Source organism: Pelagibius marinus, from assembly GCF_014925385.1.
GTDB lineage: Bacteria > Pseudomonadota > Alphaproteobacteria > Kiloniellales > Kiloniellaceae > Pelagibius > Pelagibius marinus.
In genome coordinates this window covers 196,796-221,764 of sequence record NZ_JACSDK010000014.1, presented here as the reverse complement: position 1 = coordinate 221,764, position 24,969 = coordinate 196,796, and the positions used below count along the sequence as shown (strand labels likewise).

Genomic DNA, 24,969 nt, shown 5'->3' with positions numbered 1-24,969 from the left:
TGCTCAGACATCCTCCGCGGTGATGCGTTGATGAACGACCGGAGAGGGCTCCGGCCCAGTCTCGCCGATCTGGAAGGCTTTCTGAAAGACCCCCGCCGCCGCCTCGGCGCCGGCTTCGTCGGCGGGGTGGCCCACGGCCAGGGGATCGGCCGCCGAGACCGTCTGCCCCAGGGGCACGATCTCGTCGATGCCGACGGCGGGGTCGACGGCATCCTCGACGCGCCGCCGCCCGCCGCCCAGCTCGATGACCGCCAGGCCGACGGCGCGGGTATCGACCGCGCCGACCACGCCGGCCACCTTGGCCTGCACCGCCCGGCGCACCGGCGCGCGCGGCAGGATCTCCCCGGCGCGCGCCAGGAAGTCGGCGGGCCCGCCCAGCGCGGCCACCATGGTGCCGAAGCGTTCGGCGGCCCGGCCCGAGGCCAGGGCGTCCTCAGCTTTCGTTCGGGCGCTCTCGCCGTCGTCGGCCAGCTTGCCGAGCAGCAGCATCTCCGCGGCCAGCGCCAGGGTCACCTCGCGCAGGCGCGGATCACCCTGCCCGCTGGTCAGCAGCTCCACCGACTCCCACACCTCCAGCGCGTTGCCCGCCGAACGCCCAAGCGGCTGGTTCATGTCGGTGATGAGCGCCGTGGTCGGCAGCCCGGCCCCGGTCGCCACGGAAACGATGCTCTCCGACAGGTCGCGCGCCATCTCCGGCGTCGCAGCAAAGGCACCGTTGCCGGCCTTCACGTCCATCACCAGGGCGTCGAGACCGGCGGCCAGCTTCTTCGAGAGGATGGAGGCGGTGATGAGGGGAATGGATTCCACCGTCGCGGTGACGTCGCGCACCGCGTAGAGGCGCTTGTCGGCGGGCGCCAGGTCGGCGGTCTGGCCGATGATGGCGCAACCCGCCTCGGCCACCACCTGCTGGAAGCGCGCGATGTCCGGCGCGGTGTCGTAGCCGGGAATGGAATCCAGCTTGTCGAGGGTGCCGCCGGTATGGCCGAGGCCGCGCCCGGAGATCATCGGCACGAAGGCGCCGCAGGCGGCCAGGACCGGCGCCAGGACCAGGCTCACCTTGTCGCCGACGCCGCCGGTGGAATGCTTGTCCAGCATCGGGCCCGGCAGGTTTGCCTCCCGCCAGTCGATGCGCCGCCCGCTGGCGGTCATGGCGCGGGTCAGCGTCACGGTCTCCTCCGGCGTCATGCCGTTGAGGAAGACCGCCATGGCGAAAGCCGCGATCTGGCCTTCGCTGAGGCTACCCTCGGCAATGCCCGCGACGAAGGCCTCGATCTCCTCGGCCGAGAGGCGCGCGCTGTCGCGCTTGCGCCGGATGATCTCCTGCGGCAGGAAAGTCATCAGTAAGTTCGTGACACATCCGCCGGGGCGGAGGCAACCCCCAGCACCGCCAGAAGGTCGTCGAGCAGGCCGCTGGCCCCGAAACGGAAATGACGCGGGTCCGCCCAACCCTCCCCCATGATGCGGTCGGCCAGGGCCAGGTACTGCCCCGCCGTCTCGGTATCGCGGATGCCGCCGGCGGCCTTGAAACCAACGTCCATAGCACTGTCCTTGATGGCCTGCAGCATGACCTCCGCCGCCTCAAGGGTCGCCGAGACCTCGACCTTGCCGGTGGAGGTCTTGATGAAGTCGGCGCCGGCGGCGATGGCATCGCGGCTGGCTTCGTAGATCTTCTTCGTCTCGCCCAGGCGCCCGGTCTCCAGGATCACCTTCAACAGCACGTGGTCGCCGCAGGCCTTCTTGCAGAGCGCGATCATGTCCAGCGCCGCCGCGGTATCGCCCGCCAGCCAGCGGTTGTAGGGCATGACGAGGTCCACCTCGTCGCCGCCGTTGTTGACGATATCCTCGGTCTGTTTCACCGCCTCGTCGAGATCGTCGCCGCCGGCGGGAAAATTCGCCACGGCGGCGACACGGATACCGCTGTGCTCCAGCAGGCCGCGTGCCTCGGTAACAAAGCGCGGCCAGATGCAGACGGCGGCCAGCGGCCCCGGCGCGGCCAGCGCCCGGTTGCAGAGGGCGGAGACCACCGCATCGTCGTCCTTGTCGCCCAGGCTGGTGAGGTCGAGCAGGCGGATCGCCCGCTCCGCCACCGCCTTGCGCTGCTCGGCTTGGTCAGACATCGCTCAGCTCCTCCAGAAAGGCAGTCAGCAGGCGCGTCATGTCGCCGGCCGCCGCCGTCGCATGCTTCATGGTGTGTTCGTGCGACAGGCTTTCTTCCGACAGACCGGCGGCGAGGTTGGTGATCATGGAGAGCGCCGTCACCTTCATGCCCAGCAGGCGCGCCACGATCACCTCGGGCACCGTCGACATGCCGACCGCGTCGCCGCCCAGCACCTGCGCCGCCTTGATTTCCGCCGGGGTTTCGAAGTGCGGGCCGCAGAACCAGACGTAGACGCCCTCGGCGAGCGGAATGCCGAGACGCCCGGCGAGATCCAGGACCTGCCGGCGCGCCGCAGGGTCGTAGGCGTCGACCAGGTTGACGAAGCGCTCGTTGCCGGCAAGCCCGAAGAGCGGCGACACGCCGGCGAAGTTGATGTGGTCGCTGAGCAGCATGAGGCGGCCCGGCCCCACCTGGGGGTCGAGGCTGCCGGCGGCGTTGGTGAGAATCAGGCGGGAGCAGCCCAGTTCCTTCAGCGTCGCCAGCGCCAGGTTCATGCCGTCGGCGCGGCCGCTCTCGTAGTAGTGGGCGCGGCCCTGCATCACCGCGACGCGGCGCCCGGCCAGCCGCCCGAGAACCAGCGTGCCGCCGTGACCGGCGACGGAAGGCCGGGGAAAGCCCGGCAGTTCGCCATACGGCAGGCTCACGCGCTGCTTGACCGCCTCGGCCACCGCGCCGAGGCCGGAGCCCAGCACCAGCGCCACCTCCGGCGCTTCCGGGACCTGCTTGCGGATGAGATCGGCCGTCGCGGCCGCCGCCTCGAACATGCGGGCGCTCACTCCTGATCCAGGTTGTCGGGACCGAAGGAGAGCGGCAGCAGCTCACCCAAGGTCACCGTCTTGCGCAGGCCTTGCGGCCCGCAGATGTGGATCGCCACGTCATCGGCGGCGAACTCGCGCAGGCGCTGGCGGCAGCCGCCGCAGGGCGTCACCAGCTTGTCGCCGGCCCCGGCCACCGCCACCTCGGTGACGCGGGCCTCTCCGGCCATGACCATGGCCGAGAGGGCCGAGGTTTCGGCGCAGCAGCCCTCCGGGTAGGACGCATTCTCCACGTTACAGCCGGCATAGACCTTGCCGCTGGCCCCGCGCACCGCGGCGCCGACGGAAAAGTTCGAATAGGGCGCATAGGCTTTTGACATGGCGGCGACGGCCGCCTCGATCAAGTCCGCGCTCATGGACTAACGCTCATGGGCTCAGCGCTCCTTCACATAGGGCGTGCCGATGGCCTTGGGCGCCACGGCCCTGCCGATGAAGCCGGCCAGCAGCACCACGGTCAGCACATAGGGCAGCGCCTGGATGAGCTGCACCGGGATCGGCCCGATCACCGGCACCTCGACACCCTGCAGGCGAATGGCGACGGCGTCGAGGAAGCCGAACATGAGACAGGCCAGCATGGCCGGCACCGGCCGCCACTTGCCGAAGATCAGCGCCGCCAGCGCGATGTAGCCCTGCCCCGCCGTCATCTCGCGCACGAAGGCGGCGTTCTGGGCGATGGAGAGGTAGGTCCCGGCAAAGCCGCAGAGCACGCCGTCGCAAAGCACGGCGGTATAGCGCAGCCGCGCGACCGAGATCCCCGCCGTGTCGACCGCGTTGGGGTTCTCGCCCACCGCCCGCAGGCGCAGTCCGAAGCGGGTGCGGTAAACCACCCACCAGGTGAGCGGCACCATGGCGAAGGCGACGTAGACCAGCAGGTTGTGGCCGGAGATCAGCTCGCTGTAGAGCGCGCCGATCACCGGCACGTCGGCCAGCGCCTCGGCTCCCGGCAGGGTGATCGGCGTGAAGCGCGCCTCGGGGCCCACCGAGGGCGTCTGGCCGCCGCGCGCGAACCAGGCGATGCCCAGCACCACCGTCAGGCCGGAGACAAGGATGTTGATGGCTACGCCGCTGACCACCTGGTCGCCGCGATGGGTGATGCAGGCAAAGCCGTGCAGCAGCGCCAGGCAGATGGAGACGAGGATGCCGGTGCCCAGGGCCAGCCAGGCCGAGCCGCTGACCGCGGCCATGCTGGCCGCCGCGAAGGCCGCCGCCAGCATCTTGCCCTCCAGGGAAATGTCGATGACGCCGGAGCGCTCGGAGAACAGCCCGGCCATGGCGCAGAAGACCAGCGGCGTGGCGACGCGCAGGGTGGCGTCGAAGGAGAGCAGCAGGTTCAGAAGAAGGTCCGCCACGGTCTAGCCCTCCTGCGCCGCCGGGCGCTGCGTCATGCCGACGATGCGCACGTAGGTCCGCTCCACCGGGCCTTTCATCATGTAAGCCAGCGCGCCGGAGAAGAGGATCACCAGGCCCTGGATGGTCACCACCATCTCACGGGTCACCTTGGGCTCCTCGAAGGCCAGCTCGGCGCCGCCCTGGTACAGCATCCCGAACAGCAGGCTGGCCAGCACGATGCCGACGGGATGGTTGCGCCCCATCAGCGCCACGGCGATGCCGGTGAAGCCGTAGCCGGCCGTGAAGTTCAGCAGCAGGCGGTGGTGAACGCCCATCACTTCGTTGATGCCCACGAAGCCGGCCAGCGCGCCGGAGACGCACATGGCCAGCATGATTACCTTCTTCGGGTCGATCCCGGCATAGACCGCGGCGGTCTCGTTGGCGCCCACGGTGCGGATCTCGTAGCCCCAGCGGGTATGCCAGATGAAGACCCAGACCAGCAGGCAGCAGATCGCGGCCCAGACCACCGAGAGGTTCAGCGGCGAGGGCGTCACCTTCACGCCGAACCAGCCGAAGACCTCGTGCATGAAAGGCAGGTGCCCGGCCTCGGCGAACTCGCGGCTCTCCGGCGACATCGAGCCGGGCTGAATCAGCACGTTCACCATCAGGTAGACCATCAGCGCCGCGGCGATGAAGTTGAACATGATGGTGGTGATGACGATGTGGCTGCCGCGGTAAGCCTGCAGGTAAGCCGGGATCGCCGCCCAGGCGGCGCCGAAGGCAGCCGACAGCAGGATTGCCAGGGGCAGGATGACGATGAAGGGCAGATAGGGGTCCAGCGCCAGGATGCCGAGCCCCACGCCCAGGCCGCCGATGTAGGCCTGGCCCTCGCCGCCGATGTTGAAGAGGCTGGCATGGAAGGCCACGGCCACCGCCAGCCCGGTGAAGACGAAGTTGGTGGTGTAATAGAGGGTGTAGCCCAGCGCCTCGTCGTAGCCGAAGGCGCCGTAGAGGATGATCTCGACCGCCTCCAGGGGATGGACGTCGATGGCGAAGAGGATGACGCCGGAGACCAGGAAGGCCAGGGCGATGTTGATGACCGGGATCAGGCCGACATCGACCCAGCGCGGGATCTTGACGGGAGCGGTGCTCATTCCGGCTCCACCGCGATGGCGCCCGGCAGGCCGGGATGGGTGGCCAGCGCCTCCTCCTCCGTGGCCGCGTTGGCCATCATCAGGCCCAGCAGGCGCTCGTCGGCTTGCGCCGCCGGCACCTCGCCGACGATGCGACCCTCGAACATCACCAGGATGCGGTCGCTGATCGACATGATCTCTTCCAGTTCCACCGAGACCAGCAGCACCGCGCTGCCGGCGTCGCGCATGGCGATGAGGTTTTTGTGGATGAACTCGATGGCGCCGATGTCGACGCCACGTGTCGGCTGGCCGACCAGCAGCAGGCGCGGTCCGCGCGACAGCTCGCGCGCGAGCACGATCTTCTGCTGGTTGCCGCCCGAGAAATTGGCCGTCTTCAGCGCCGGCGCCTGAGGGCGCACGTCGAAGTCGGCCATCTTCTTCGCGCAGTCGCTGCGGATCGCTTCGCCGTTCATGAAGAGGCCCCGGTTGTAGGCCGGGTCGCGGTGGTAGCCGAGGATCGCCGACTCCTCGGCCTCGAAAGTGCGCACCAGGCCCATTCGCAGGCGGTCTTCCGGCACGTGGGCGACCTGCAGGGCGCGCATGGCGGCCGGGTCCAGCGGCCGCGCGGCCGAGAAGCGCTCGCCCAGCACATCGACCTGGCCAGCGGTCATGGGGCGGATACCGGAGAGCAGCTCCAGCAGCTCGCTCTGGCCGTTGCCGGAAACCCCGGCAATGCCCACCACCTCGCCGGCGCGCACCTGGAAGCTGACGTGATCGACGCGGGCGACCCCGGCGCGGTCGACATAAGTCAGGTCCTCCACCGACAACACGGTGTCGCCCACCCGGGGCGCCTGCTTGTCGACCGACAGCAGCACTTTGCGGCCCACCATCAGCTCGGCCAGTTCTTCCTTGCTGGTCGCGGCCGTCACCCGGTCAGCCACCATCTCGCCACCGCGCATCACCGAGACGTGGTCGGTGATGGCCATGATCTCGCGCAGCTTGTGGGTGATCAGCACCACCGTCACCCCCTGCTTGCGCAGGGAATCGAGGATGCGGAAAAGCTGGTCCGTCTCCTGCGGCGTCAAGACGCCGGTCGGCTCGTCGAGGATCAGGATATCGGCGCCGCGGTAGAGCGCCTTCAGAATCTCGACGCGCTGCTGCTGGCCCACCGGCAGCTCGCCGGCCAGGGCATCGGGATCGACATCCAGATTGTAGTCGCGCTCCAAACGTTCCAGTTCGGCGCGCGCCTTGGCGACGCTGGAGGTGAGGATGGCTCCCGATTCGGCGCCCAGCATGATGTTCTCCACCACGCTCATGGTGTCGACCAGCATGAAGTGCTGGTGGACCATGCCGATGCCCGCGTCGATGGCGTCGCGCGAGGTGCGAATCGGCGTCGGCTTGCCGCCGATGAGAATCTCCCCGCTGTCGGCCTCGTAGAAGCCGTAGAGGATGCTCATCAGGGTGGACTTGCCGGCCCCGTTCTCGCCGATGATGCCGTGGATGGTGCCCGGCACGACGGTCAGGCAGACATCCCTGTTGGCCTGCACCGCCCCGAAGGCCTTGTTGATGTGGCGCAGTTTGATGGCCGGCGCCGCCGCCTGGCCGGCCGCTATATGAGTCTCTTCAGCCACGAAAACCCCTGCGGCCGTCCGGGGCGTCCGCCGCGGCGGACGCCCCGGGCCGGAGCCCTAGTAGCTGCAGCTGTCGCTGGCCATGTAGTCGTGGACGTCGATCACGCCGGCGACGATGTCGGCGGCGGCCTGGTCGACCTTGGCCCGCATCTCATTGGTGATGAGGTCCTTGTTGTACTCGTCCAGCGCCCAGCCGACACCGTCCTGGGCCAGGCCCAGCACCTGGATCCCTGAGGTCCAGTTGTCGTCATGGGCGTCCTTGAAGGCCTTGTAGGCCGCCACGTCCACGCGCTTCAGCATGGACGTCAACATGGTGCCGGGATGCAGGTAGTTCTGGTTGGAGTCCACCCCGATGGCCAGTTTTCCGCTGTCCTCGGCGGTCTGGTAGACGCCGACGCCGGTGCCGCCGGCCGCCGCATAGATCACGTCAACACCGCGGTCGAACTGGCTCTTGGCCAGCTCGGAGCCCCGGGTCGGATCGTTCCAGGCCGCCGGCGTGGTGCCGGTCATGTTCTGCACCACCTCGGTGTCCTTGCTGACGTACTTGGCGCCTTGCTCGTAGCCGCAGGCGAACTTGCGGATCAGCGGAATGTCCATGCCGCCGACGAAGCCGACCTTGCCGGTCTCGGATTTCAGCGCCGCGATCATGCCGACCAGGAAGGAGCCCTCGTGCTCCTTGAAGACGATGGAGCGCACGTTGGGCAGGTCGACCACCGCGTCGATAATGGCGAAACGGGTCTTGGGGAATTCCTTCGCCACCTTCTCCAACGCCGGGGCCTGGGCGAAGCCGACGCCGATCACCGGATTGGCGCCGCGCTGGGCCATGCGCCGCAGCGCCTGCTCGCGCTGGGTCTCGTTGGTGACTTCGAATTCACGGTATTCGACGCCGGTTTCCTTCTTGAAACGCTCGACGCCGTTGAAAACGCCCTCATTGAAGGACTTGTCGAACTTGCCGCCCATGTCGAAGACCACAGCCGGATTGACCTCGGCCGCGACGACGGTGGAAAGGGGCGCCAGGGTCGTGGAAACGACCAGGGCCGCCGCAGCGGCCGTGACTTTGCGTAACATGAAGATGCCTCGCCTGAGTTCTTGTTGTTCGCTTTATTTCGCAGCGCAGCGTGCAACCGCAGCGCGGTACGCAACCGCCACGCACAAAGAAGCTACGCTACCACGAACATCCGGAAGCGCCAGTTCAAAGTGGCCTGTTTGCGCCTCAACCGGAGGCGAATTTGGGGAAAAGCGAAAAGCGGAAAAGAACACCGGGCCGAAAGAGAGCCGGGCCACTGGGGGCCCGGCTTAAGTCGGCTAGGGATCTTGAACCACTGTGAGGCTAGGATTGGCAAGCAAGCCAGGGATCCTAAACTCCGGGCGCGGGCGCCCGGCCTGGATCCGACTTAAGGGGGGCAAACCGGATCCGTGGAGTCCTCAAAGTGTCGTCGGTCGCCACCGTCCCGAAGGGCGCCGGCCATATCGCGGAACTGGCCGGGGGACTGAAGCTGCGACCGAGACAACGCACAGGGTAGAGAGCGATTGTTAGAGAGATTTGTCCGCCTGATGACAATCATGTCACAGACCGGCCCTGTCCCACGCCTGCCTGTCAGCCGCGGGCCCGCGTCAGGCCATGGACGCACTGCACCGCCGCCCGGCCAAGTTGGCCTGCCCATTTAGACCTGCCCATTTAGACCTGCCCACTTAGACCTGCCCACTTAGACCTGCCCACTTAGACCTGATTGTCACAAATAGGTCAGATCATTCTCATGCGAACGGGCCAATATGAGGCAAAAGGAAAGGAAGCGCAGCGCGAGGGGAAGTTTCGATCGGCAATCGCGTCCTCTAGAGGGACACACGGCAATCTGAAAGGCAGGACTTATGATCGAACAGCAAGTGGTCCGGAAGATCGCCGGCCGGCAACCCGCCGTTCCCGTGAACCCGCGGGAGCGGCCCCGACAGGACCGATCCGGGACAGAACCGCCGGGGCCTGAACTGCCGGGACGCGGGGCCCTGCCGGAGACCGCTTCGTTGCGGGAAACCGCCGACTGGATCACCGGTGAGCCCTCGGTGCAGGACCTCCTGCGCGACCCCCTGATCCACGCCGTCCTGCGCCGCGACGGCCTCGGCCTGCAGGATCTTTTGCAGGCCATCTCCCTGGGCCGCGCGCGCCTGGCCGCGCCCGCCGCCGCGAGCAACGCCGCCTGACGTCCCCAACTGCTAACCCCACAGGGTGATCCCGGACGCCGCGACAGCGAGCAGGCTTGCACGGCGGACACCCAGCCGCTATTGGCTGGGGCGCGCCCTCTTGGGGCGCCGGGGCAATCCGGGAAACAGCAGCAACAAGGGGTGGGTATGCTGCGGGTCGCAAGCATCGGCGAGTGCATGATCGAACTCTCGGAGACTGCCGGGGGCGGCGGAGACATGCATCGCACCTTCGGCGGCGACACCCTGAACACCGCCGTCTACCTGGCGCGGACCCTGCACGAGACGGCACCGGGCACCCCGGCCGAGGTGCACTACGTCACCGCCTTGGGCGACGATCCCTTCAGCGACGAAATGCTGGCCGCCTGGCAGGCCGAGGGCCTGAAGACCGACCAGGTCTTCCGCCTGCCCGGCCGCCTGCCCGGCCTCTACATCATCCGCACCGACACCCGGGGCGAGCGCAGCTTCCACTATTGGCGCAACGCCGCCGCCGCGCGCGAGATCTGCCGTCCCGAGCAGGCCGAGGTTTTGACCACCGCCCTCGCCGGCTTCGACCTGGTCTACCTCTCCGGCATCACCCTGGGCATCCTCGACGCCGAGAGCCGCCAGCGCCTCTACGGCCTGCTGGCGACCCTGAAGCAGGGCGGCTGCCGGATCGCCTTCGACACTAACTACCGCCCGCGCCTCTGGGAGAGCCGGGAGGAGGCGCAGGAGGCGGTGACGCAGGTACTCGGCCTGGCGGCCCTGGCGCTGCCGACCTTCGAGGACGACGCAGCCCTGTTCGGCGACGCCAGCCCGGAGGCCACGATCGAGCGCCTGTTCAGCCTGGGGGTCGAGGAAGTGGTGGTGAAGTGCGGGGCCGAGCCCTGCGTCATCGCGCGGCGCCGCGGCATCACCCGCGTCGAGGGCGAGCGGGTCGAAAAGCCGGTCGACACCACCGCGGCCGGTGACTCCTTCAACGGCGCCTACCTGGCCGCGCGCCTGGCCGGCGCCGAGCCCGAGGACGCGGCAGCCGCCGGCCACCGCCTGGCGGCCCGGGTCATCGCCACAAAGGGCGCCATCATCCCGGCCTGAACCCGATTTTCCGGCCGATCTCCGGCCCGCCGGCCCGGCCACGACCTCCGGTGCAAATTTTTCGCGCGAAAGGGCTTGAAAGGCCCCGGAAAACGGCCTAAATCCAGCGCGATTTAGCACTCCATTACGCAGAGTGCTAATTGGAACAGGCAGCGATATACAGGGGAAAACCTATGAAATTCAGACCTTTGCATGACCGCGTCGTGATCCGTCGGGTCGAGGAAGACACCAAGACCGCCGGCGGCATCATCATCCCCGACACCGCCAAGGAAAAGCCGAGCCAGGGCGAAGTGGTCGCCGTCGGCCCGGGTGGCCGCAACGAAAAGGGCGAGATCGTCGCCCTGGACGTGAAGGCCGGTGACATCGTGCTGTTCGGCAAGTGGTCGGGCACCGAGGTGAAGATCGATGGCGAAGACCTCCTGATCATGAAGGAATCCGACATCATGGGCGTGCTCGAGGCTCCCAAGGCCTCCAAGAAAAAAGCCGCCTGAGCCGTTCTTTAGGAGAGAACAATCATGTCCGCGAAAGACGTCAAGTTTTCGACTGACGCCCGTGAGCGCATGCTGCGCGGCGTCGACATCCTGGCCGATGCGGTCAAGGTGACCCTGGGGCCCAAGGGCCGCAACGTGGTGCTCGACAAGTCCTTCGGCGCGCCGCGGGTGACCAAGGACGGCGTGACCGTAGCCAAGGACATCGAACTGAAGGACAAGTTCGAGAACATGGGCGCCCAGATGGTGCGCGAGGTGGCGTCCAAGACCAACGACATCGCCGGTGACGGCACCACCACGGCGACCGTGCTGGCCCAGTCCATCGTCCGCGAGGGCGTGAAGGCGGTGGCCGCCGGCATGAACCCCATGGACCTGAAGCGCGGCATCGACCTGGCCGTGACCTCGGTGGTCGAGGAGCTGCAGAAGCGTTCGCGCAAGGTGACCGCCAACGAGGAGATCGCCCAGGTCGGCACCATCTCCGCCAACGGCGACGCCGAAGTCGGCGCCATGCTGGCCGAGGCCATGCAGCGCGTCGGCAACGAGGGCGTCATCACCGTCGAGGAAGCCAAGTCCCTGGAGACCGAGCTTGAGGTCGTCGAGGGCATGCAGTTCGACCGCGGCTACCTCTCCCCCTACTTCGTCACCGACGCCGACAAGATGCAGGCGGTTCTGGAAGATCCCTACATCCTGATCTACGAGAAGAAGCTTTCCGGCCTGCAGGCCATGCTGCCGCTGCTGGAGGCCGTGGTGCAGTCCGGCAAGCCGCTGCTGGTGGTGGCCGAGGACGTCGAGGGCGAGGCCCTGGCGACCCTGGTGGTCAACCGCCTGCGTGGCGGCCTGAAGGTCGCGGCCGTGAAGGCCCCGGGCTTCGGCGACCGCCGCAAGGCCATGCTGCAGGACATCGCCATCCTGACCGGCGGCACCGCGATCTCCGAAGACGTCGGCATCAAGCTGGAGAACGTCACCCTGGATATGCTGGGCCGCGCCAAGCGCGTCATCATCACCAAGGAAGAAACCACGGTGGTCGACGGCTCCGGCAAGAAGGCCGACATCCAGGCCCGCGTCAGCCAGATCAAGGCGCAGATCGAGGAGACCACCTCGGACTACGACCGTGAGAAGCTGCAGGAGCGGCTGGCCAAGCTGGCCGGCGGCGTGGCGGTGATCCGCGTCGGCGGCGCCACCGAGGTCGAGGTGAAGGAGCGCAAGGACCGCGTCGACGACGCCCTCCACGCGACCCGCGCCGCGGTCGAGGAAGGCATCGTGCCGGGCGGCGGCGTCGCCCTGCTGCGCGCCGCGGCCAAGCTGGCCAAGCTGGAAGCTGACAACGACGACCAGAAGGTCGGCATCCGCATCGTGCGCAAGGCCCTCGAGGCCCCGGTGCGCCAGATCGCGGAGAACGCCGGCACCGACGGCTCCATCGTGGTCGGCAAGATCCTGGAGAACAAGGACGCCCAGTGGGGCTACAACGCCCAGACCGGCAAGTACACCAACCTGGTGAAGGACGGCGTCATCGACCCGACCAAGGTCGTGCGCGCCGCCCTGCAGGACGCCGCCTCGGTGGCCGGCCTGCTGATCACCACGGAGGCCATGGTCGCCGACAAGCCCGAAAAGAAGGAGTCGGCGATGCCCGGCGGCGCGGGCGACATGGGCGGCATGGGCGGCATGGGCTTCTAAGTCTTCTGCTCAACTCCATAGACCCAACTACGACTTTCGGGGCCGGTTTCGACCGGCCCCTTTTTTGTCTCACGCCCTGTCCCGGCCGGGGGGACAGCCGGATGCGGCATGGCCCACCGCGCGACAAACCCCGGAAAACGCTTGGATTCCCACAGGCGAAACCCATATCGCTGACTATGTCCGGTACATCGCAGCAGATCCTCCAGCAAGACGACAGCTGCTGGCGCGTCGCCGCTTGTACCCGCGCGCGCGTCCTGATCGACGGCGCCGACTACTTCCTGGCGGTGCGCCGCGCCCTGCTGAAGGCCGAGCGCGAGATCTTCATCGTCGGCTGGGATATCGACAGCCGCACGCCCCTGGTCGGCCCCGGCGGCGAGAAGGACAAGGACGACGACCTGCCCGTCACCTTCGGCGCCTTCCTTACCGAGCTGGTGAAGCGCCGTCCCGAGCTGAAAATCCATCTGCTGCTCTGGGACTATTCCATGCTCTACGCCCTGGAGCGCGAGCCACTGCCCGCGGTGAAGCTGAACTGGACCACGCCGCCGCAGATCTCCGTCTGCCTGGACGACGTGCTGCCGGTCGGCGCCTCCCACCACCAGAAAGTGGTGGTGGTCGACGACGCCCTGGCTTTCTCAGGCGGCCTGGATATCACCATCCGCCGCTGGGACACGTCCGACCACATCCTGAAGAAGTCCGAGCGCCGCGACCCGCGCGGTGAAAGCTACCGCCCCTTCCACGACATCCAGATGATGGTCGACGGCGAAGCGGCCGCCGCCCTGGCGGAGTTGGTCCGCTACCGCTGGCAGCGCGCCGCCTGCGAAACACCGAAGGCGCCCCGCCCGCAAGGCGATCCCTGGCCCGAGGATTTTCCGCCGGACTTCACCGACACCCGGATCGGCATCGCCCGCACCTTCCCCGCCTATGACGGCGAACCGGAAGTGCGCGAGGTGGAAGAGCTCTTCCGACGCTGCATCACCGCCGCCGAGAAAAGCCTCTACATCGAGAACCAGTTCCTCACCAACGAGGGCGTCTGCAGCGCCCTGATCCAGCGCCTCGAGGAAAGGCCGGAACTGGAAGTCCTCATCGTGGCACCCAACGTGCACCAGAGCTGGCTGGAAGAGCACAGCATGAATGCCGGGCGCAAACGTTTCATGGAGCGCCTGCGCCAGGCCGGCGTCGACAGGCAGGTGCGGCTGGTCTTTCCCGCCCTGCCCCAGGACGACACCGGCGAGGGCGTGATGGTGCACTCCAAGATCATGGTGGTGGACGACCGCCTGCTGCGCGTCGGCTCCGCCAATCTCAACAACCGCTCCATGGGCATGGACACGGAATGCGACCTGGCACTGGAGGCGGCGAACGAAAGGGAGCGTGAGGCCATCACCAGGTTGCGCAACCGCCTGCTGGCCGAGCACCTGGGATGCGAGCGCAAGGAGATCGACGAAGTCCTCTCGCAGAATCCCTCGCTCTTCGCCCTGCTCGACCGCTTCGCCGGAGAGGCGCGCAGCCTGCAGCCGATCGATCTCAGCGACGTGACGGCCGATGACTTGAGCCGCACGGTCGGGCAGATCGCCGACCCGGAGCGGCCCATCGCCACGCCGGAGTTCATCGGCGACATGTTCGGCGCCAGCGAGGCCAAGCAGAAGATTTCGCGTCTCGTGAAACTTGCCAGCGGCGGAGTGGTGCTGCTCGGCCTGGTGGCGCTGTGGCGCTACACGCCGCTTTCCGGCTACACCGATCCGACGGTCCTCACCCGGGAACTGCAGGCGCTGGGTGACGGCTTCTGGCTGCCCGGCGTCGTGATCGCCGCCTTCCTGCTCGGCAGCCTGGTGGCCTTTCCGGTCACCGTGCTGATTGCCGTGACCGGCCTGCTTTTTTCGCCGCTGCCGGCCTTCGCCTGCGCGCTGGCCGCCTCCCTTTTGAGCGCTGCCGCCACCTACGGCATCGGACGGGGCGCCGGCGCCCAGCCGCTGCGCAACCTGGTGGGACCCAGCGTCAACCGGGTCAGCCGCGCCCTCTCGAACCGGGGGGTTATCTCGGTGGCGGCCCTGCGCATGCTGCCCATCGCGCCCTTCACCTTCATCAACCTGGCCGCCGGAGCCAGCCATGTGAAGTTCACCGACTTCATCGTCGGCACCTTCTTGGGCATGGCGCCGGGAATCCTGGTGATCACCCTGCTCGGCAATCAGCTCGGCCGGGTGCTGAGCGACCCCGAACCCGTGCAGCTGCTCCTCTTCGGCGGCTTCATCCTCGCCTGGCTGGCCCTTTCGCTGGGCCTGCAATCCCTCGCCACCCGCCTGCGCGCCCGCGGCGATGCCTGACACGAAACCCTGCCTCAGGGTGCTGACCTGGAACATCCACGGCTGCGTCGGCGGCGACGGCCACCACGACGTGGCGCGCGTGCGCGATGCCCTGGCGCGCCTGGCCCCTGATGTGGCCGCCTTCCAGGAGGTCGATTCACGCCGGCAGATTCCCGGTGTGGGCCAGGTCTACGACCTGCTGCGCGAGGCGGTAGGCGACCACGGCCACGACGCCTGGGCGATCTCCGGCGCCGACGGCTACTACGGCCAGTTCCTGGCCAGCCGCTTTCCCCTGGACGACAAGCAGGTGCACGACATCTCGGTCCCCGGCCTGGAGCCGCGCAAGGTGATGACGGCCACGCTGCACCTGCCGGCGGCGCGCCTCAGGGTCATCGCCACCCACCTGGGCCTCAGGCTCGGCGAGCGGCGGCGCCAAGTGGCGGCGCTGCAGGAGATCGTCCGCGCCGACCTCTCGGACCCGGTTCTGCTGCTGGGCGATTTCAACGAATGGCTCTGGCCCCGCTGCACACAGCGCGGCCTCTTCCGGCTCTTCGACGGCCGGACCCGCCACCGCAGCTTCCCGGCCCGCCTGCCGCTGCTGCCCCTGGACCGCATCTGGTGCCGCCCCGGCCACCTGCTGGCCCGCTCCTGGACCGCGGCAGAGGCCCGCGCCGCCTCCGACCACCTGCCTTTGCTGGCCGAGTTGGCCCTGCCGGCGCCCCGCTAATCACTGAAATTACAGCATCTTTTCGGCACCCCCTTGACGCGGATCCAATACATTCATATTTGTGAAGATATGAAACCGGATGACATGCAGACTTCGGCCACCGCGGCCGCCGAGCTGATGAAGGCGCTCTCCAGCGAGAACCGCCTGATGCTGCTGTGCCAGCTGGCCGACGGCGAGAGAACCGTAGGCGAGTTGGCGAGGACCCTCGGCCTGCGCCAGGCCGCGGTCTCCCAGCAGCTCGCCCTGCTGCGCCGGGACGGGCTGGTCAGCGCCCGGCGCGACGGCCGCACCATGCACTACAGCCTGACCGGCCGCGAAGCCCGCGCCGTCATCATGCTGCTCTACGAGCTGTACTGCGTGCCCGCGAAGCAAACGGCCGAAGCCTGACCCGACCCGACCGGGCCACAAAGCCCTACAAAGTCCGACGACAAGGAGTACCGAGAAAATGTCCGCACTTAATAAGATCGACGCGCAGAAGGCCAAGTCCCTGATCGACAGCGGCGCGGCGATCCTGGTGGATATCCGCGAAAGCGACGAGTTCGCGCGCGAGCACGTGCCCGGGGCGCACCACGTCCCCCTGTCGGGCTTCAGTCCCAGCGACTTCCCGCAGGACCGCCAGAAGATCGCCATCTTCCACTGCGCCAGCGGCGCGCGCACGGCCGAGGCGGCCCCGCGCATCCTGGGCACCGGCTTCGCCGAGGTCTACATGCTGGAGCAGGGCCTCAGCGGCTGGAAAAAGGCCGGCCTGCAGACCGTGATCAACCGCAAGGCGCCGATCGCCATCCAGCGCCAGGTGCAGATCACCGCCGGCATGATGGTGCTGATCGGCGTGATCCTGGGCTTCACCGTCTCGCCCTGGTTTTTCGCGCTTTCCGGCTTCGTCGGCGCCGGCCTGACCTTCGCGGGCGTCTCCGGCACCTGCGCCATGGCGAGCCTGCTGGCCGTCATGCCCTGGAACCGGCGGGTGATGGCGTCCGCCACCACCACCCTGGCACAGGGTTCCTAGCAGGGGGTTCCTAGCACGGGGTTCCCAGCACGGGGCTCCTAGCCGCGACTCCGCAAAGGCGGCTAGACTCGCGGGCGTGACCGCGACCCGTGAAGAAGATCTCTACGAACCGGTGAAGGCCTTCCTCGAGGGCCAGGGCTACGCCGTGAAGGCGGAGGTGCGCGGCTGCGACTTGGTCGCCCGGCGCGGCGAGGAACCGCCGGTCATCGTCGAGCTGAAGAAGGCTTTCAACCTGGCCCTGCTGCTGCAGGGCGTCGACCGCCTGGCCATGAGTGAGCAGGTTTACCTCGCCTTCGGCGCGCCGGCCAAGGCGCTGACCTGGCGGCGCGACCGCAAGAGCGTCCTCAAGCTCTGCCGGCGCCTCGGCCTCGGCCTGCTGATGGTCCACCCGGAGAAGAACCTGGTGGAGCCGCTGCTCGACCCCCTGCCCTACCAGCCGCGGCCCAACCGAAAACGCCAGGCCCTGCTGCTGAAGGAGTTCGCCCGGCGGGTCGGCGATCCCAACACCGGCGGCCAGACCCGCCGCCCCATCGTCACCGCCTACCGCCAGGACGCCCTGCGCTGCGCCGCCCTGTTGGACGCGCAGGGGCCGACCAAGGCCGCCGCGGTGGCGGCAGGCACCGGCGTCTCCGGGGCCGCCCCCTTGATGCGGCGCGATGTCTACGGCTGGTTCCTGAGGGTCGAGCGCGGCATCTACGCGCTCTCGCCCAAGGGACGCGAAGCCCTCACGCTCTACGCCGACGTCGTTGCGGAGTTGAACGGCAAAGCGCCCGCCAGAATGACTCCGGCTAGGCGCCGCCGCGCCTAGCCTGCGGCCTCGACGATGGAGAGGTGCCGCTCCGCGGCGTCTCGGGCGAAGACCAGCGCCTCGCGATACTCGGGCGAGTCATAGCAGCTCTCCGCCGCCTCCAGGCTGGGGAACTCGACCACCACGTTGCGCGGATGGTCGCGGCCCTCCTTGGTGACGTGGCGGCCGCCGCGCGCGAGGAAGCGTCCGCCGTGGCTTTCCACCGCCGGCGTCGCGCGCTTCAGGTACTCGACGTAGCCGGCTTCATCGGTGACGGTGATATGGGCGATCCAGTAGGCAGGCATGCTGCACTCCTTTCTGTTATCAGTTGGGCAGGGGCGCGGCAGTGGACTCGCGGGCCCCTTCGCGCATGGCATCGGCGACCAGGCCGTAGGCCTCGCTCCAGGCGGCTTCGGCCTTGGGGCTCCAGTTCGGCCCCAGGCCCTGCGCCAGGGTCCACAGCAGGGCGGCGCCCACGGCCTCGAAATGCGCGTCGCGCAGGCCATAGGCGGCATGACGGCGGCCGAGATCGTGCAGGACCGGCAGCAGGGCCTCCGGTTTGCCCAGTTCGTCGACGACGAAGGTCAGGGCCTCGACCAGCGCGCGGCGCTGCCGGGCCATGTCGGTGGCATGGAACAGCCCCCCTGCGGCAGGCGCGATTTCGAACAGCCGGTTGTAGAACATCTCGGCGGCCGCCTCGGCGATTGGCGTCACCTGCCGCCAGGTTTCACGGATCAGGGTCTCTTGTTGCGGAGTCATTGCAATCGTCCTCGATTTCGGTTGCATGGAGGCGCCGGCCGCCGAGGCAACCGCCGCCCGTCTTCACCTGCCCCGCAAGGAGTTTTCTTCGATCCGCGGCGGTGCTTCCCATCGTCTCCCGCGCCGCCGCAGCGAGGCCCGTTCTTTACCCGCCCGGATAAATCCCGTAAAATGAATAATAATGATGATTTAATTCTCAAATTGAGAACGATGGAACTGAGCGATCTCGTGATCTTCAAGGCGGTGGTGGAAGCCGGCGGCATCACCCGCGCCGCTGAGCGCCTGCACCGCGTGCAGTCGAACGTCACCACGCGGGTGCGCCAGCTCGAGGAAGACCTGGGCGTCGAACTCTTCATCCGCGAAGGCAAGCGCCTGCATCTCTCGCCCGCCGGCCGGCAGCTGCTGGACTACGCCGAGCGCCTGATCGACCTGGCCGCCGAGGCGCGCGAGGCGGTTCAGGATTCCCGGCCTCGCGGCGTCTTGCGTCTCGGCGCCATGGAAAGCACGGCGGCGGTACGCCTGCCCGGCCCGCTGAGCGCCTTCATGAAGCGCTATCCGGAAGTGAACGTGGAGCTGCGTACCGGCAATCCGGAACAGCTTTCGCGCGCCGTTCTGGCCGGCGAGCTGGACGCGGCCCTGGCCGCCGAGCCTATCGCCGAGGCGCACTTCGAGCAGATGACGGCCTTCGAGGAGGAGTTGGCGATCGTCTCGGCGGCAAGCCTGCCCAGCCTGAGGCCGGACCGGCCGGCGCCGGGCACCATGATCGCCTTCGAGCACGGCTGTCCGCACCGCAAGCGGCTGGAGGAGTGGTATGCCCAGCGCGGCGAGACACCGCAGCAGACGATCCAGCTCGGCTCCTACCACGCCATGCTGGGCTGCGTCCTTGTCGGCATGGGGATCGCCCTGCTGCCGAAAAGTATCCTCAGCACCCTTCCGGAGAGCCGGCGCCTCGCGGTGCATCCCCTGCCGCGCGGCCTCAACCGGGCGCGCACGCAGCTGTTCTGGCGCAAGGGTGCCGGCTCGCCCACTGTCGCGGCCCTGGCGAAAGTCCTGCAGGGCGCCTCGAAGAAGAGTCAGGCGCGGTAGTTCACGAGTTCCGCCACGATCTCGTGCTGCGCCGGCAGGCTGGACTGGGCGCCGAGGTGACGGCAGGCGAGGCCGCCGGCGACGACCCCCTGGGCCAGGCAGTCTTCCATCGCCCGGCCCGCCTCCAGCGCCGCGGCGAAGCCGCCGACGAAGGCGTCCCCCGCCGCCGTGGTGTCGACAACCTCCACCCGCAGCGCCGGCAGGCGGTGTGCCCCCGCCGCGCCGTGGGAAGCAACGCCCGCGCTCCCCAGGGTGACGATGCAGTGCTCGACGAAGTCGGCGGCCAGGCGCGCACCGACCTGCTGCGGGTCTCGCTCGTCCAGGCCCAGCTGGGCCGCAAGCTGCGCGGCCTCGGTCTCGTTGACGATGAGGAAGTCGACCTGGCGCAGCACCTCCGGCGGCACCGCCCCGGCGGGCGCCAGGTTCAGCACCACCCGCGCGCCCGCCTGCTTGGCGAAAGCCACCGCCTGCCAGTTCTCCGCAGGCGGCACCTCCATCTGCAGCAGCAGCATGTCGCCCGCCGCCAGGCCGGCCTGGCGCAGCTGCTCGGCCCGGGTTTCCAGGTTGGCGCCGCTGGCGACGATGATCAGGTTTTCACCGGCGGGATCGACGCCGATGAAGGCGCAGGCAGTGCGCCCGTTGCTCTCGGCGATGGCGGTGAGGTCGACGCCGCCCTTGCGCAGGCTCTGCAGGGCGGCCTCGGCGAAGGCGTCGCGGCCGACCGAGCCCACCATGCGCACCGCCGCCCCGGCGCGCGCGGCGGCCAGGGCCTGGTTGGCGCCCTTGCCCCCCGGCACCACGGTATAGCCCGGCCCGGTCACGGTTTCTCCCGGGCCGGGCAACTGCTCGACCTGGCAGACGAGATCGGCGTTCAGCGATCCGAAGACGGTGATCATGGGCGGGCCCGCGCAGCTTGACGAAGGCGCTGACAGTATCCGCCCGCCGTCAGCCGTTCAAGCCGCCGCGCCGCCGCCGACGACGCGTCAGAGGGCGGCCATGCGCGGCGGCTGCGCCTCCTCGGCGGCGGCGATCATGATGCCGGAGACCAGGGCGTAGACCTCGCTCCAGGCGTCCTCCACCTCGCGGGTCCAGGCCTCGCCCAGGGCGCGACGCAGGGTCCACAGCAGCGCCGCCCCGACCACCTTGTAGTGGTGCCGGCGCACGCCGTAACCCACGTGGCGGCGGCCGAGTTCCGCCAGGGTCGGCTCCAGGGCCTCCAGGCGATCCAGACTGGCCACTGCCAGGGCCAGGGCCCGCAGCAGCTTGGCGCGCTGGGCCGCCATGTCGCTCTGCGCAAAGAGGAACTCGAGGGACGGGTCGATCTCGAAAAGCCGCTCATAGAACAGCACCGCGACGGCGTCGCCGGCGGTGGCTGCCTGTTCCCAGGTGCGGCGGATCAGCAGCTTTTTCTCAGGGGTCATGGTTTCAAGTCCTTGGCAAAGAAAGAGTGCACGGCACAGCCGCCCCGCGGCCGGCCACGTTCCTGGGTCGCCCGCCGGCCGCAAAAGGTTCACCCGAAAGAAAAGAGAACGCCGGCGCCCCTTTCGGAGACGCCGGCGCCGCAAGGGGCCGCTGACCGGGCCCGCGCTTAGTCGATGCTGGGCTTCGGGCCGGTTGTCAGCCCGCCGGGGGCGCGGCCGCAGGTCACCTTCATGGGCACCCAGTCGCTGGAGATCGGCGAGCCCTTGACGATGATCATGTACTTGCGGCTCACCGAGTTGTTGAAGGTGTAGTTCCTGTGCCACTTGGCAATGCTGTTCTTACCCGAGCCGTAGGTGTAGGCCGTGTTCCACTGCGTGGTGCCGTCGTCGAGCGCCAGCATGAACTCGATCTTGTGCTTGCCCGGCTTGTTGGTCCTGAACTCGACGTTCAGAGTGGCCTTCTTCGGGCAGGCGAGGCCGCCCTTGTACTTCACGCTGACGTCGACCTCCTTCACCTCGAAGGGCTCCGGCTTGCAGACGATCCTGGCCTTGTAATCCACTACCCTGAAAGCGTCAGGAAAATCTCTCACAAAGCCATAGTGCGGGCCGTCGGCAATAAGTTGGCCTGTGAAAGGAATTTTCAGCTCTCCGACAACCTTCTCGTCCGGCTTTCCGTGCTTCTTGCAGTACCTCAGAGCCTTGGCCTCGTAGTCCTTCAGCAGGTCTCGGGTCGGGTTGAGAGAGACTTTCTTGTCGAACGTCTCCCAATGACCTTTCTGAAAGCCGTTGCTCGCGATTCTCATATCGTTGTTGGTCGGGCCCATCCAGATTTTGTACTCCTCGATCCAGGAGCGCCTGTATCCTTTGCCCTGAAGCCGGATATTGATCGGCCCGCCCTGAAGCGCCTCGAACTTGTACCTCCCCCGATGGGGCGCGAACACAAAAGTAACCGGATTTCCGAGGTGGGATTGTTGAACCGTGAAGGAGAAGTCCTTCACGGTGCCATAGGCTTCCGCAAGAGCGGGGAGGACCAGCGTCGCCGTCACGGCCAGCGCCACCACCTTAAGGGTCCTAAACATCGAAACCTCCTTGATATCAGTGTTGCAGCCGCAGCACGGCGCTGCGGCCTGGCAAGTGGCGGCGAACTGTCTTTCACGCATTGGTCGTGGTGAACCGGAAGAAGGTTCAAGGCAGACGACCCAGGTACCGGGCGCTCGCGGCCCGGCCCGTTTCAGAGCCAAAAAGACAACGCCGGCGCCCTCCTCCTGGAAAGCGCCGGCGCTTCTGTTTCTCTCTATGGCGACCCGGCGGTCAGTAGTTGTTGTTCGACGTCGGCGCGGCCTTGAAACCGCCGCCGGTGCCGCAGGTCACCTTCATCGGCTCCCAGTCACTGGAGATCGGCGAGCCCTTGACGATGATCATGTACTTGCGGCTCGTCGACTTGTTGAAGGTGTAGTTCTTGTGGAAGACGGCAATGCTGTGGTCGCCGGAGCCAAAGGTGTAGACCGTGTTCCACTGCTTCGCGCCGTCGCCGCGCACCAGCATGAACTCGATCTTGTGCTTGCCCGGCTTGTTGGTGGTGAACTTGACGTTCAGCGTGGCCTCCTTCGGGCACTGCATCCCGCCCTTGTAGTTCACGCTGACATCGACGTCCTTCACCATGAAGGGTTCCGGCAGGCAGACGGCCCTGGCGTAATGGAAGTTGTTTTTCACCCACTTCGGCGGATTGGCAGCCGACTTCAGGAGGTTCTTGCCTTCGGCGCGTAGTTTCCCGGTGAAGGGGATGGGCACCGCTTTGACAACCTTTTCGTCCAGCTTCCCGTGCTGCTGGCACTGCTTCAGAGCCTCGGCCTCATAGCTCTTCAACAGACTGCGGGTCGGTTTCAGCGAGACCTTCTTGTCGAAGCTCTCCCAATGACCCTTCTGAGTACCGCTGGTGGCGATTTCCTTCCCCTGGACGCCGTAGCCCAGGTAAATGCCGTACTCGGTGATCCAGGAGCGCCGGTAGCCTTTGCCTTTGAGGCGTATCTTGATCGGCCCGCCCTTAATCTCCTTGAACTCGTACTTTCCGTTCTTGGGCGCAAACACAAATGTAACGGGGTCTCCGAAGGCGGAATTGTCGATATCGAACGCGAAATCGTCCACACCGCCCCACGTTCTGGCCTGCGCCGAACCGGTGACGGCAAAGCTCGCCAGCGCAACCAGCGCCAAGGCTTTAATAGGTTTGAACATCGTTTGCTCCATCAGATCTATTCGTGGTCTCGCCGCAGCGCCACTATCTGCGGCGGCCCCGGAGAATTGATTGGTTCGCAGTGGTCGATACGGGCCGGACAGCGGTTCAACTCATTTTCTCGAGCAAAAGCGGGCGAAAACGGGTTCCGCGTCACGTCGGGCCCAAAAGCCGCAGTGGACATAGCCACAAAGCCGCTCAGCCAGAAGCCGCAAAACCGCAAGAGGAAATTGCAGCTTTGCCGGACCCGCAGTTGGGGCCGTGAAAAGGCAGGAAAGTCAGGGCAATGGAGCCTTGGCGGGAAATTCGTGGTAGTCAGGGAGCAAAAGGATAGCCAGCGGCAGGACAGCGGCCTTCATGACCAGTTCTCCAAGGAGTGACGATCACCTGGTCCGGTTCCGCGACCGGGGCTATGCCGTGGTGCGGGGCGTTTTCGCGCCAGAGGAGGTCGCCGCCATGACCGCCGCCTTCGACCGCATCCGCGACCGGGCCCTGGCCGGCGGGCGGAGCTGGCGCGACCGTAACGTCTACTTCTGCCTGGACGAGGAACCGGGAACGGGGACCGTGCTGCGCTACGCCCAGTGGACCGCCTGGCTGGAGCCGGATTTGGAGCTGGTGCGCCGCGATCCGCGCCTTTTCGAGATCCTGGAGCCGCTCATCGGCCGCGACATCAAGCAGATCATCAACCAGCTGCACTGGAAGCCGCCGGGCGCCAAAGCCGAGTTCGGCTTCCACCAGGACTCGCGCTCGCGCCGCCCGCGCGAGGCCTTCCGCGACCTCGCCAAGTCCTATGTGCAGACAGGCATCGCCGTCGATCCGCAGCGCGCGGAAAACGGCGCCGTGGTCATCGTGCCCGGCAGCCACCGGCTGGGCGAACTGCCCTTCGACCCGGAACGCCCCTCCATGCACGAGGCGCTCGACAAGGCCGATCTGGCGCGCCTCGGCGTCGATCCGGACAGCGTCGTCACCCTGGAGCTGGACCCCGGCGACGTGGCGCTGTGGCACGTGCACACCCTGCACGGCTCCGGCCCCAACACCTCAAGCATCGACCGGCGCTTCTACATCAACGGCTACGTGACGGCGGCGAACTGCGAACGCGGCGAGTGGGCCTTCCGCGACGGCGCGCCCTGCCCGCTGGAAGGCGAGCAGAACCTGGTCCACTACGAGGAGCTCTACACAAACCCCGGCCCGATGTTCGTGGAATGAGGTGAAGCGCCTCTTTGGGCCAATGGCATCCGCTCGATGGGGTGTCACCCCCACCCTAACCCTCCCCCATCCAAGGGGGAGGGGAACATTTGTTGAAGCCGAGCCTCAACATCCCTCCCCCCTTGATGGGGGGAGGTTAGGAGGGGGGTGGGCCTACAGACTCCCTGCAAGCGCCAGATGAGACATGCTACCGCGTCGCCACCGCGACGCCGGCGCCGATGAGCAGGCCGCCGGTGACCCGGTTCAGCCAGGTGAGCGCGCGCGGGCTTTTCAGCATGCGCCCGGCGCGGGCGGCGAGGAAGGCGTAGACGCTCAACACCGAAAAAAGCACCAGGATCACCACGGCGGAGAGTGCCACCACGTCGGGGGCGGTCAAGGCCGCCACGTCGACGAAGGTCGGCAGCAGCGCGCCGTAGAAGAGGATCGCCTTGGGGTTGCCCAGGGTGACGAAGAAGCCGATCGCGGCGCTGCGGTGGTGCGGAACCTCCGCCTTCGGCGCCTCTGGGGTTTCCATCTCGGGCAGGCTGGGGCGGCTGCGCCAGGTCTTCACGCCCAGCCAGACGAGGTAGACCGCGCCGAGGATCTTCACCGCCAGGAAGAACTCGCCCATGACGGCGGCCAGGGCGCTGAGGCCCAGGATAGCCAGCAGCAGAAAGACGATGTCGCCCAGCACCAGCCCGGCGATGGCCGCCAGCCCCGCGGCAAAGCCGCCGGTCAGCGCGCGGGCCACCACCATGAGAAAGCCCGGCCCCGGCGAGGCGGCGAGCAGGAACATGGCCAGCGTGAAGGCCAGCAGGGTTTCGAGAGACATCGACAGCATCATGATCCGGGTCCGAAGGGGTGGTCGCGGGGCCGGTTCTAGCAGCTTCTCCCCGCTTGAGGTAGGGGCTTTGGCGGCGGCGCGGAATTCGCCATAATACCCGGTAAACCAAAGCCCCGGGCCGCAGAGCCGCCG

27 protein-coding genes are annotated in these 24,969 nt (G+C 67.5%); 12 read left to right on the top strand and 15 right to left on the bottom strand.

The genetic code is table 11. From position 1 onward, the window contains the following. Positions 1-3: 3 nt before the first annotated feature. The 8 genes from deoA to H7X47_RS17000 are packed head-to-tail and all read right to left on the bottom strand — an operon-like array spanning position 4 to position 8,134. The gene (gene deoA / locus H7X47_RS17035; protein WP_193369916.1) at positions 4-1,338 is read right to left on the bottom strand and encodes a thymidine phosphorylase; all 1,335 of its coding nucleotides are present in this window, start codon (positions 1,336-1,338) and stop codon (positions 4-6) included. Next, entirely contained in the window at positions 1,338-2,117 is a 780-nt protein-coding gene (deoC, locus tag H7X47_RS17030; RefSeq protein WP_193369915.1) for a deoxyribose-phosphate aldolase, read from the bottom strand. The genes deoA and deoC overlap by 1 nt, the downstream gene beginning before the upstream one ends. Continuing rightward, positions 2,110-2,934: a purine-nucleoside phosphorylase gene (locus tag H7X47_RS17025; protein ID WP_319633626.1), complete on the bottom strand. Its 825-nt coding sequence runs from the start codon at positions 2,932-2,934 to the stop codon at positions 2,110-2,112. The genes deoC and H7X47_RS17025 overlap by 8 nt, the downstream gene beginning before the upstream one ends. Then, positions 2,931-3,329 (bottom strand): cytidine deaminase, encoded by a 399-nt coding sequence (gene cdd / locus H7X47_RS17020; RefSeq protein WP_193369914.1) that lies wholly within the window; start codon positions 3,327-3,329, stop codon positions 2,931-2,933. Before cdd ends, H7X47_RS17025 begins: the two co-directional genes overlap by 4 nt. An 18-nt stretch (positions 3,330-3,347) precedes the next feature. Beyond that, positions 3,348-4,322 carry an ABC transporter permease gene (locus H7X47_RS17015; RefSeq protein ID WP_193369913.1) on the bottom strand — a complete coding sequence of 325 codons (975 nt, stop codon included), beginning with the start codon at positions 4,320-4,322 and terminating at the stop codon, positions 3,348-3,350. A gap of 3 nt (positions 4,323-4,325) precedes the next feature. Beyond that, complete coding sequence (locus tag H7X47_RS17010) at positions 4,326-5,456, bottom strand: ABC transporter permease (RefSeq protein ID WP_193369912.1); 1,131 nt, start codon at positions 5,454-5,456, stop codon at positions 4,326-4,328. Further along, a complete protein-coding gene (locus tag H7X47_RS17005) occupies positions 5,453-7,066 on the bottom strand; it encodes an ABC transporter ATP-binding protein (RefSeq protein WP_319633625.1) in 1,614 nt (537 codons plus the stop codon). The genes H7X47_RS17010 and H7X47_RS17005 overlap by 4 nt, the downstream gene beginning before the upstream one ends. A gap of 57 nt (positions 7,067-7,123) precedes the next feature. Continuing rightward, positions 7,124-8,134 carry a BMP family lipoprotein gene (locus tag H7X47_RS17000; protein ID WP_193369911.1) on the bottom strand — a complete coding sequence of 337 codons (1,011 nt, stop codon included), beginning with the start codon at positions 8,132-8,134 and terminating at the stop codon, positions 7,124-7,126. A 951-nt stretch (positions 8,135-9,085) separates the two neighbouring features. Here H7X47_RS17000 and H7X47_RS16995 point away from each other — a divergent pair. From H7X47_RS16995 to H7X47_RS16955, 9 genes are all read left to right on the top strand, one after another. After that, the gene (locus H7X47_RS16995) at positions 9,086-9,262 is read left to right on the top strand and encodes a hypothetical protein (protein ID WP_193369910.1); all 177 of its coding nucleotides are present in this window, start codon (positions 9,086-9,088) and stop codon (positions 9,260-9,262) included. A 147-nt stretch (positions 9,263-9,409) separates the two neighbouring features. Then, the gene (locus H7X47_RS16990) at positions 9,410-10,333 is read left to right on the top strand and encodes a sugar kinase (RefSeq protein WP_193369909.1); all 924 of its coding nucleotides are present in this window, start codon (positions 9,410-9,412) and stop codon (positions 10,331-10,333) included. Between the two features lie 173 nt (positions 10,334-10,506). Continuing rightward, positions 10,507-10,824: a co-chaperone GroES gene (gene groES / locus H7X47_RS16985; RefSeq protein WP_193369908.1), complete on the top strand. Its 318-nt coding sequence runs from the start codon at positions 10,507-10,509 to the stop codon at positions 10,822-10,824. 24 nt (positions 10,825-10,848) lie between these two features. After that, on the top strand, positions 10,849-12,495 hold the full coding sequence (gene groL / locus H7X47_RS16980; protein WP_193369907.1) for a chaperonin GroEL: 1,647 nt from the start codon (positions 10,849-10,851) through the stop codon (positions 12,493-12,495). A 176-nt stretch (positions 12,496-12,671) separates the two neighbouring features. After that, positions 12,672-14,813, top strand: coding sequence for a VTT domain-containing protein (locus H7X47_RS16975; protein WP_193369906.1), 2,142 nt, complete (start codon positions 12,672-12,674; stop codon positions 14,811-14,813). Next, a complete protein-coding gene (locus tag H7X47_RS16970; RefSeq protein ID WP_193369905.1) occupies positions 14,806-15,519 on the top strand; it encodes an endonuclease/exonuclease/phosphatase family protein in 714 nt (237 codons plus the stop codon). Before H7X47_RS16975 ends, H7X47_RS16970 begins: the two co-directional genes overlap by 8 nt. A gap of 84 nt (positions 15,520-15,603) precedes the next feature. Next, on the top strand, positions 15,604-15,906 hold the full coding sequence (locus H7X47_RS16965) for an ArsR/SmtB family transcription factor (protein WP_193369904.1): 303 nt from the start codon (positions 15,604-15,606) through the stop codon (positions 15,904-15,906). Positions 15,907-15,964: 58 nt separating this feature from the next. Further along, on the top strand, positions 15,965-16,525 hold the full coding sequence (locus tag H7X47_RS16960) for a rhodanese family protein (RefSeq protein ID WP_193369903.1): 561 nt from the start codon (positions 15,965-15,967) through the stop codon (positions 16,523-16,525). A 76-nt stretch (positions 16,526-16,601) separates the two neighbouring features. Then, the gene (locus H7X47_RS16955; protein ID WP_193369902.1) at positions 16,602-17,333 is read left to right on the top strand and encodes a DUF2161 family putative PD-(D/E)XK-type phosphodiesterase; all 732 of its coding nucleotides are present in this window, start codon (positions 16,602-16,604) and stop codon (positions 17,331-17,333) included. Here H7X47_RS16955 and H7X47_RS16950 read toward each other — a convergent pair. Together H7X47_RS16950 and H7X47_RS16945 are read right to left on the bottom strand one after the other, a co-directional pair. Then, positions 17,330-17,617, bottom strand: a complete 288-nt coding sequence (locus H7X47_RS16950; RefSeq protein WP_193369901.1) for a DUF1330 domain-containing protein — start codon at positions 17,615-17,617, stop codon at positions 17,330-17,332. The genes H7X47_RS16955 and H7X47_RS16950 overlap by 4 nt on opposite strands. 19 nt (positions 17,618-17,636) lie before the next feature. Beyond that, positions 17,637-18,071 carry a globin family protein gene (locus H7X47_RS16945; protein WP_193369900.1) on the bottom strand — a complete coding sequence of 145 codons (435 nt, stop codon included), beginning with the start codon at positions 18,069-18,071 and terminating at the stop codon, positions 17,637-17,639. A 210-nt stretch (positions 18,072-18,281) separates the two neighbouring features. Between H7X47_RS16945 and H7X47_RS16940 the strand changes: the two genes are divergently transcribed. Further along, positions 18,282-19,157, top strand: a complete 876-nt coding sequence (locus H7X47_RS16940) for a LysR substrate-binding domain-containing protein (protein ID WP_193369899.1) — start codon at positions 18,282-18,284, stop codon at positions 19,155-19,157. On the opposite strand, the gene H7X47_RS16935 is transcribed toward H7X47_RS16940, so the two are convergent. From H7X47_RS16935 to H7X47_RS16920, 4 genes are all read right to left on the bottom strand, one after another. Then, positions 19,145-20,053, bottom strand: coding sequence for a ribokinase (locus H7X47_RS16935; RefSeq protein ID WP_193369898.1), 909 nt, complete (start codon positions 20,051-20,053; stop codon positions 19,145-19,147). The two genes, H7X47_RS16940 and H7X47_RS16935, sit on opposite strands and share 13 nt — an antisense overlap. Positions 20,054-20,140: 87 nt before the next feature. Continuing rightward, entirely contained in the window at positions 20,141-20,578 is a 438-nt protein-coding gene (locus tag H7X47_RS16930; RefSeq protein WP_193369897.1) for a globin domain-containing protein, read from the bottom strand. A 167-nt stretch (positions 20,579-20,745) separates the two neighbouring features. Further along, positions 20,746-21,738, bottom strand: a complete 993-nt coding sequence (locus H7X47_RS16925; RefSeq protein ID WP_193369896.1) for a hypothetical protein — start codon at positions 21,736-21,738, stop codon at positions 20,746-20,748. 151 nt (positions 21,739-21,889) lie between these two features. Beyond that, the gene (locus tag H7X47_RS16920; RefSeq protein WP_193369895.1) at positions 21,890-22,822 is read right to left on the bottom strand and encodes a hypothetical protein; all 933 of its coding nucleotides are present in this window, start codon (positions 22,820-22,822) and stop codon (positions 21,890-21,892) included. Here H7X47_RS16920 and H7X47_RS16915 point away from each other — a divergent pair. Together H7X47_RS16915 and H7X47_RS16910 are read left to right on the top strand one after the other, a co-directional pair. Further along, the gene (locus tag H7X47_RS16915; RefSeq protein WP_193369894.1) at positions 22,814-23,188 is read left to right on the top strand and encodes a hypothetical protein; all 375 of its coding nucleotides are present in this window, start codon (positions 22,814-22,816) and stop codon (positions 23,186-23,188) included. The two genes, H7X47_RS16920 and H7X47_RS16915, sit on opposite strands and share 9 nt — an antisense overlap. After that, a complete protein-coding gene (locus H7X47_RS16910) occupies positions 23,166-24,014 on the top strand; it encodes a phytanoyl-CoA dioxygenase family protein (RefSeq protein WP_193369893.1) in 849 nt (282 codons plus the stop codon). The genes H7X47_RS16915 and H7X47_RS16910 overlap by 23 nt, the downstream gene beginning before the upstream one ends. A 187-nt stretch (positions 24,015-24,201) precedes the next feature. On the opposite strand, the gene H7X47_RS16905 is transcribed toward H7X47_RS16910, so the two are convergent. Further along, complete coding sequence (locus tag H7X47_RS16905; RefSeq protein ID WP_193369892.1) at positions 24,202-24,825, bottom strand: LysE family translocator; 624 nt, start codon at positions 24,823-24,825, stop codon at positions 24,202-24,204. Positions 24,826-24,969: the final 144 nt, after the last annotated feature.

What these genes read in the sequence shown, in the direction of transcription:
- H7X47_RS16960 (WP_193369903.1), top strand. Translation starts at nt 15,965, where the DNA reads ATGTCCGCACTTAATAAGATCGACGCGCAGAAGGCCAAGTCCCTGATC.
- H7X47_RS16930 (WP_193369897.1), bottom strand. Translation starts at nt 20,578, where the DNA reads ATGACCCCTGAGAAAAAGCTGCTGATCCGCCGCACCTGGGAACAGGCA.
- H7X47_RS16925 (WP_193369896.1), bottom strand. Translation starts at nt 21,738, where the DNA reads ATGCGTGAAAGACAGTTCGCCGCCACTTGCCAGGCCGCAGCGCCGTGC.
- H7X47_RS16965 (WP_193369904.1), top strand. Translation starts at nt 15,604, where the DNA reads ATGCAGACTTCGGCCACCGCGGCCGCCGAGCTGATGAAGGCGCTCTCC.
- H7X47_RS16990 (WP_193369909.1), top strand. Translation starts at nt 9,410, where the DNA reads ATGCTGCGGGTCGCAAGCATCGGCGAGTGCATGATCGAACTCTCGGAG.
- H7X47_RS16940 (WP_193369899.1), top strand. Translation starts at nt 18,282, where the DNA reads ATGGAACTGAGCGATCTCGTGATCTTCAAGGCGGTGGTGGAAGCCGGC.
- H7X47_RS16910 (WP_193369893.1), top strand. Translation starts at nt 23,166, where the DNA reads ATGACCAGTTCTCCAAGGAGTGACGATCACCTGGTCCGGTTCCGCGAC.
- H7X47_RS16975 (WP_193369906.1), top strand. Translation starts at nt 12,672, where the DNA reads ATGTCCGGTACATCGCAGCAGATCCTCCAGCAAGACGACAGCTGCTGG.
- H7X47_RS16970 (WP_193369905.1), top strand. Translation starts at nt 14,806, where the DNA reads ATGCCTGACACGAAACCCTGCCTCAGGGTGCTGACCTGGAACATCCAC.
- cdd (WP_193369914.1), bottom strand. Translation starts at nt 3,329, where the DNA reads ATGAGCGCGGACTTGATCGAGGCGGCCGTCGCCGCCATGTCAAAAGCC.
- deoA (WP_193369916.1), bottom strand. Translation starts at nt 1,338, where the DNA reads ATGACTTTCCTGCCGCAGGAGATCATCCGGCGCAAGCGCGACAGCGCG.
- H7X47_RS16950 (WP_193369901.1), bottom strand. Translation starts at nt 17,617, where the DNA reads ATGCCTGCCTACTGGATCGCCCATATCACCGTCACCGATGAAGCCGGC.
- H7X47_RS17010 (WP_193369912.1), bottom strand. Translation starts at nt 5,456, where the DNA reads ATGAGCACCGCTCCCGTCAAGATCCCGCGCTGGGTCGATGTCGGCCTG.
- deoC (WP_193369915.1), bottom strand. Translation starts at nt 2,117, where the DNA reads ATGTCTGACCAAGCCGAGCAGCGCAAGGCGGTGGCGGAGCGGGCGATC.
- H7X47_RS16905 (WP_193369892.1), bottom strand. Translation starts at nt 24,825, where the DNA reads ATGTCTCTCGAAACCCTGCTGGCCTTCACGCTGGCCATGTTCCTGCTC.
- H7X47_RS16945 (WP_193369900.1), bottom strand. Translation starts at nt 18,071, where the DNA reads ATGACTCCGCAACAAGAGACCCTGATCCGTGAAACCTGGCGGCAGGTG.
- H7X47_RS16935 (WP_193369898.1), bottom strand. Translation starts at nt 20,053, where the DNA reads ATGATCACCGTCTTCGGATCGCTGAACGCCGATCTCGTCTGCCAGGTC.
- groES (WP_193369908.1), top strand. Translation starts at nt 10,507, where the DNA reads ATGAAATTCAGACCTTTGCATGACCGCGTCGTGATCCGTCGGGTCGAG.
- H7X47_RS17000 (WP_193369911.1), bottom strand. Translation starts at nt 8,134, where the DNA reads ATGTTACGCAAAGTCACGGCCGCTGCGGCGGCCCTGGTCGTTTCCACG.
- groL (WP_193369907.1), top strand. Translation starts at nt 10,849, where the DNA reads ATGTCCGCGAAAGACGTCAAGTTTTCGACTGACGCCCGTGAGCGCATG.
- H7X47_RS16920 (WP_193369895.1), bottom strand. Translation starts at nt 22,822, where the DNA reads ATGGAGCAAACGATGTTCAAACCTATTAAAGCCTTGGCGCTGGTTGCG.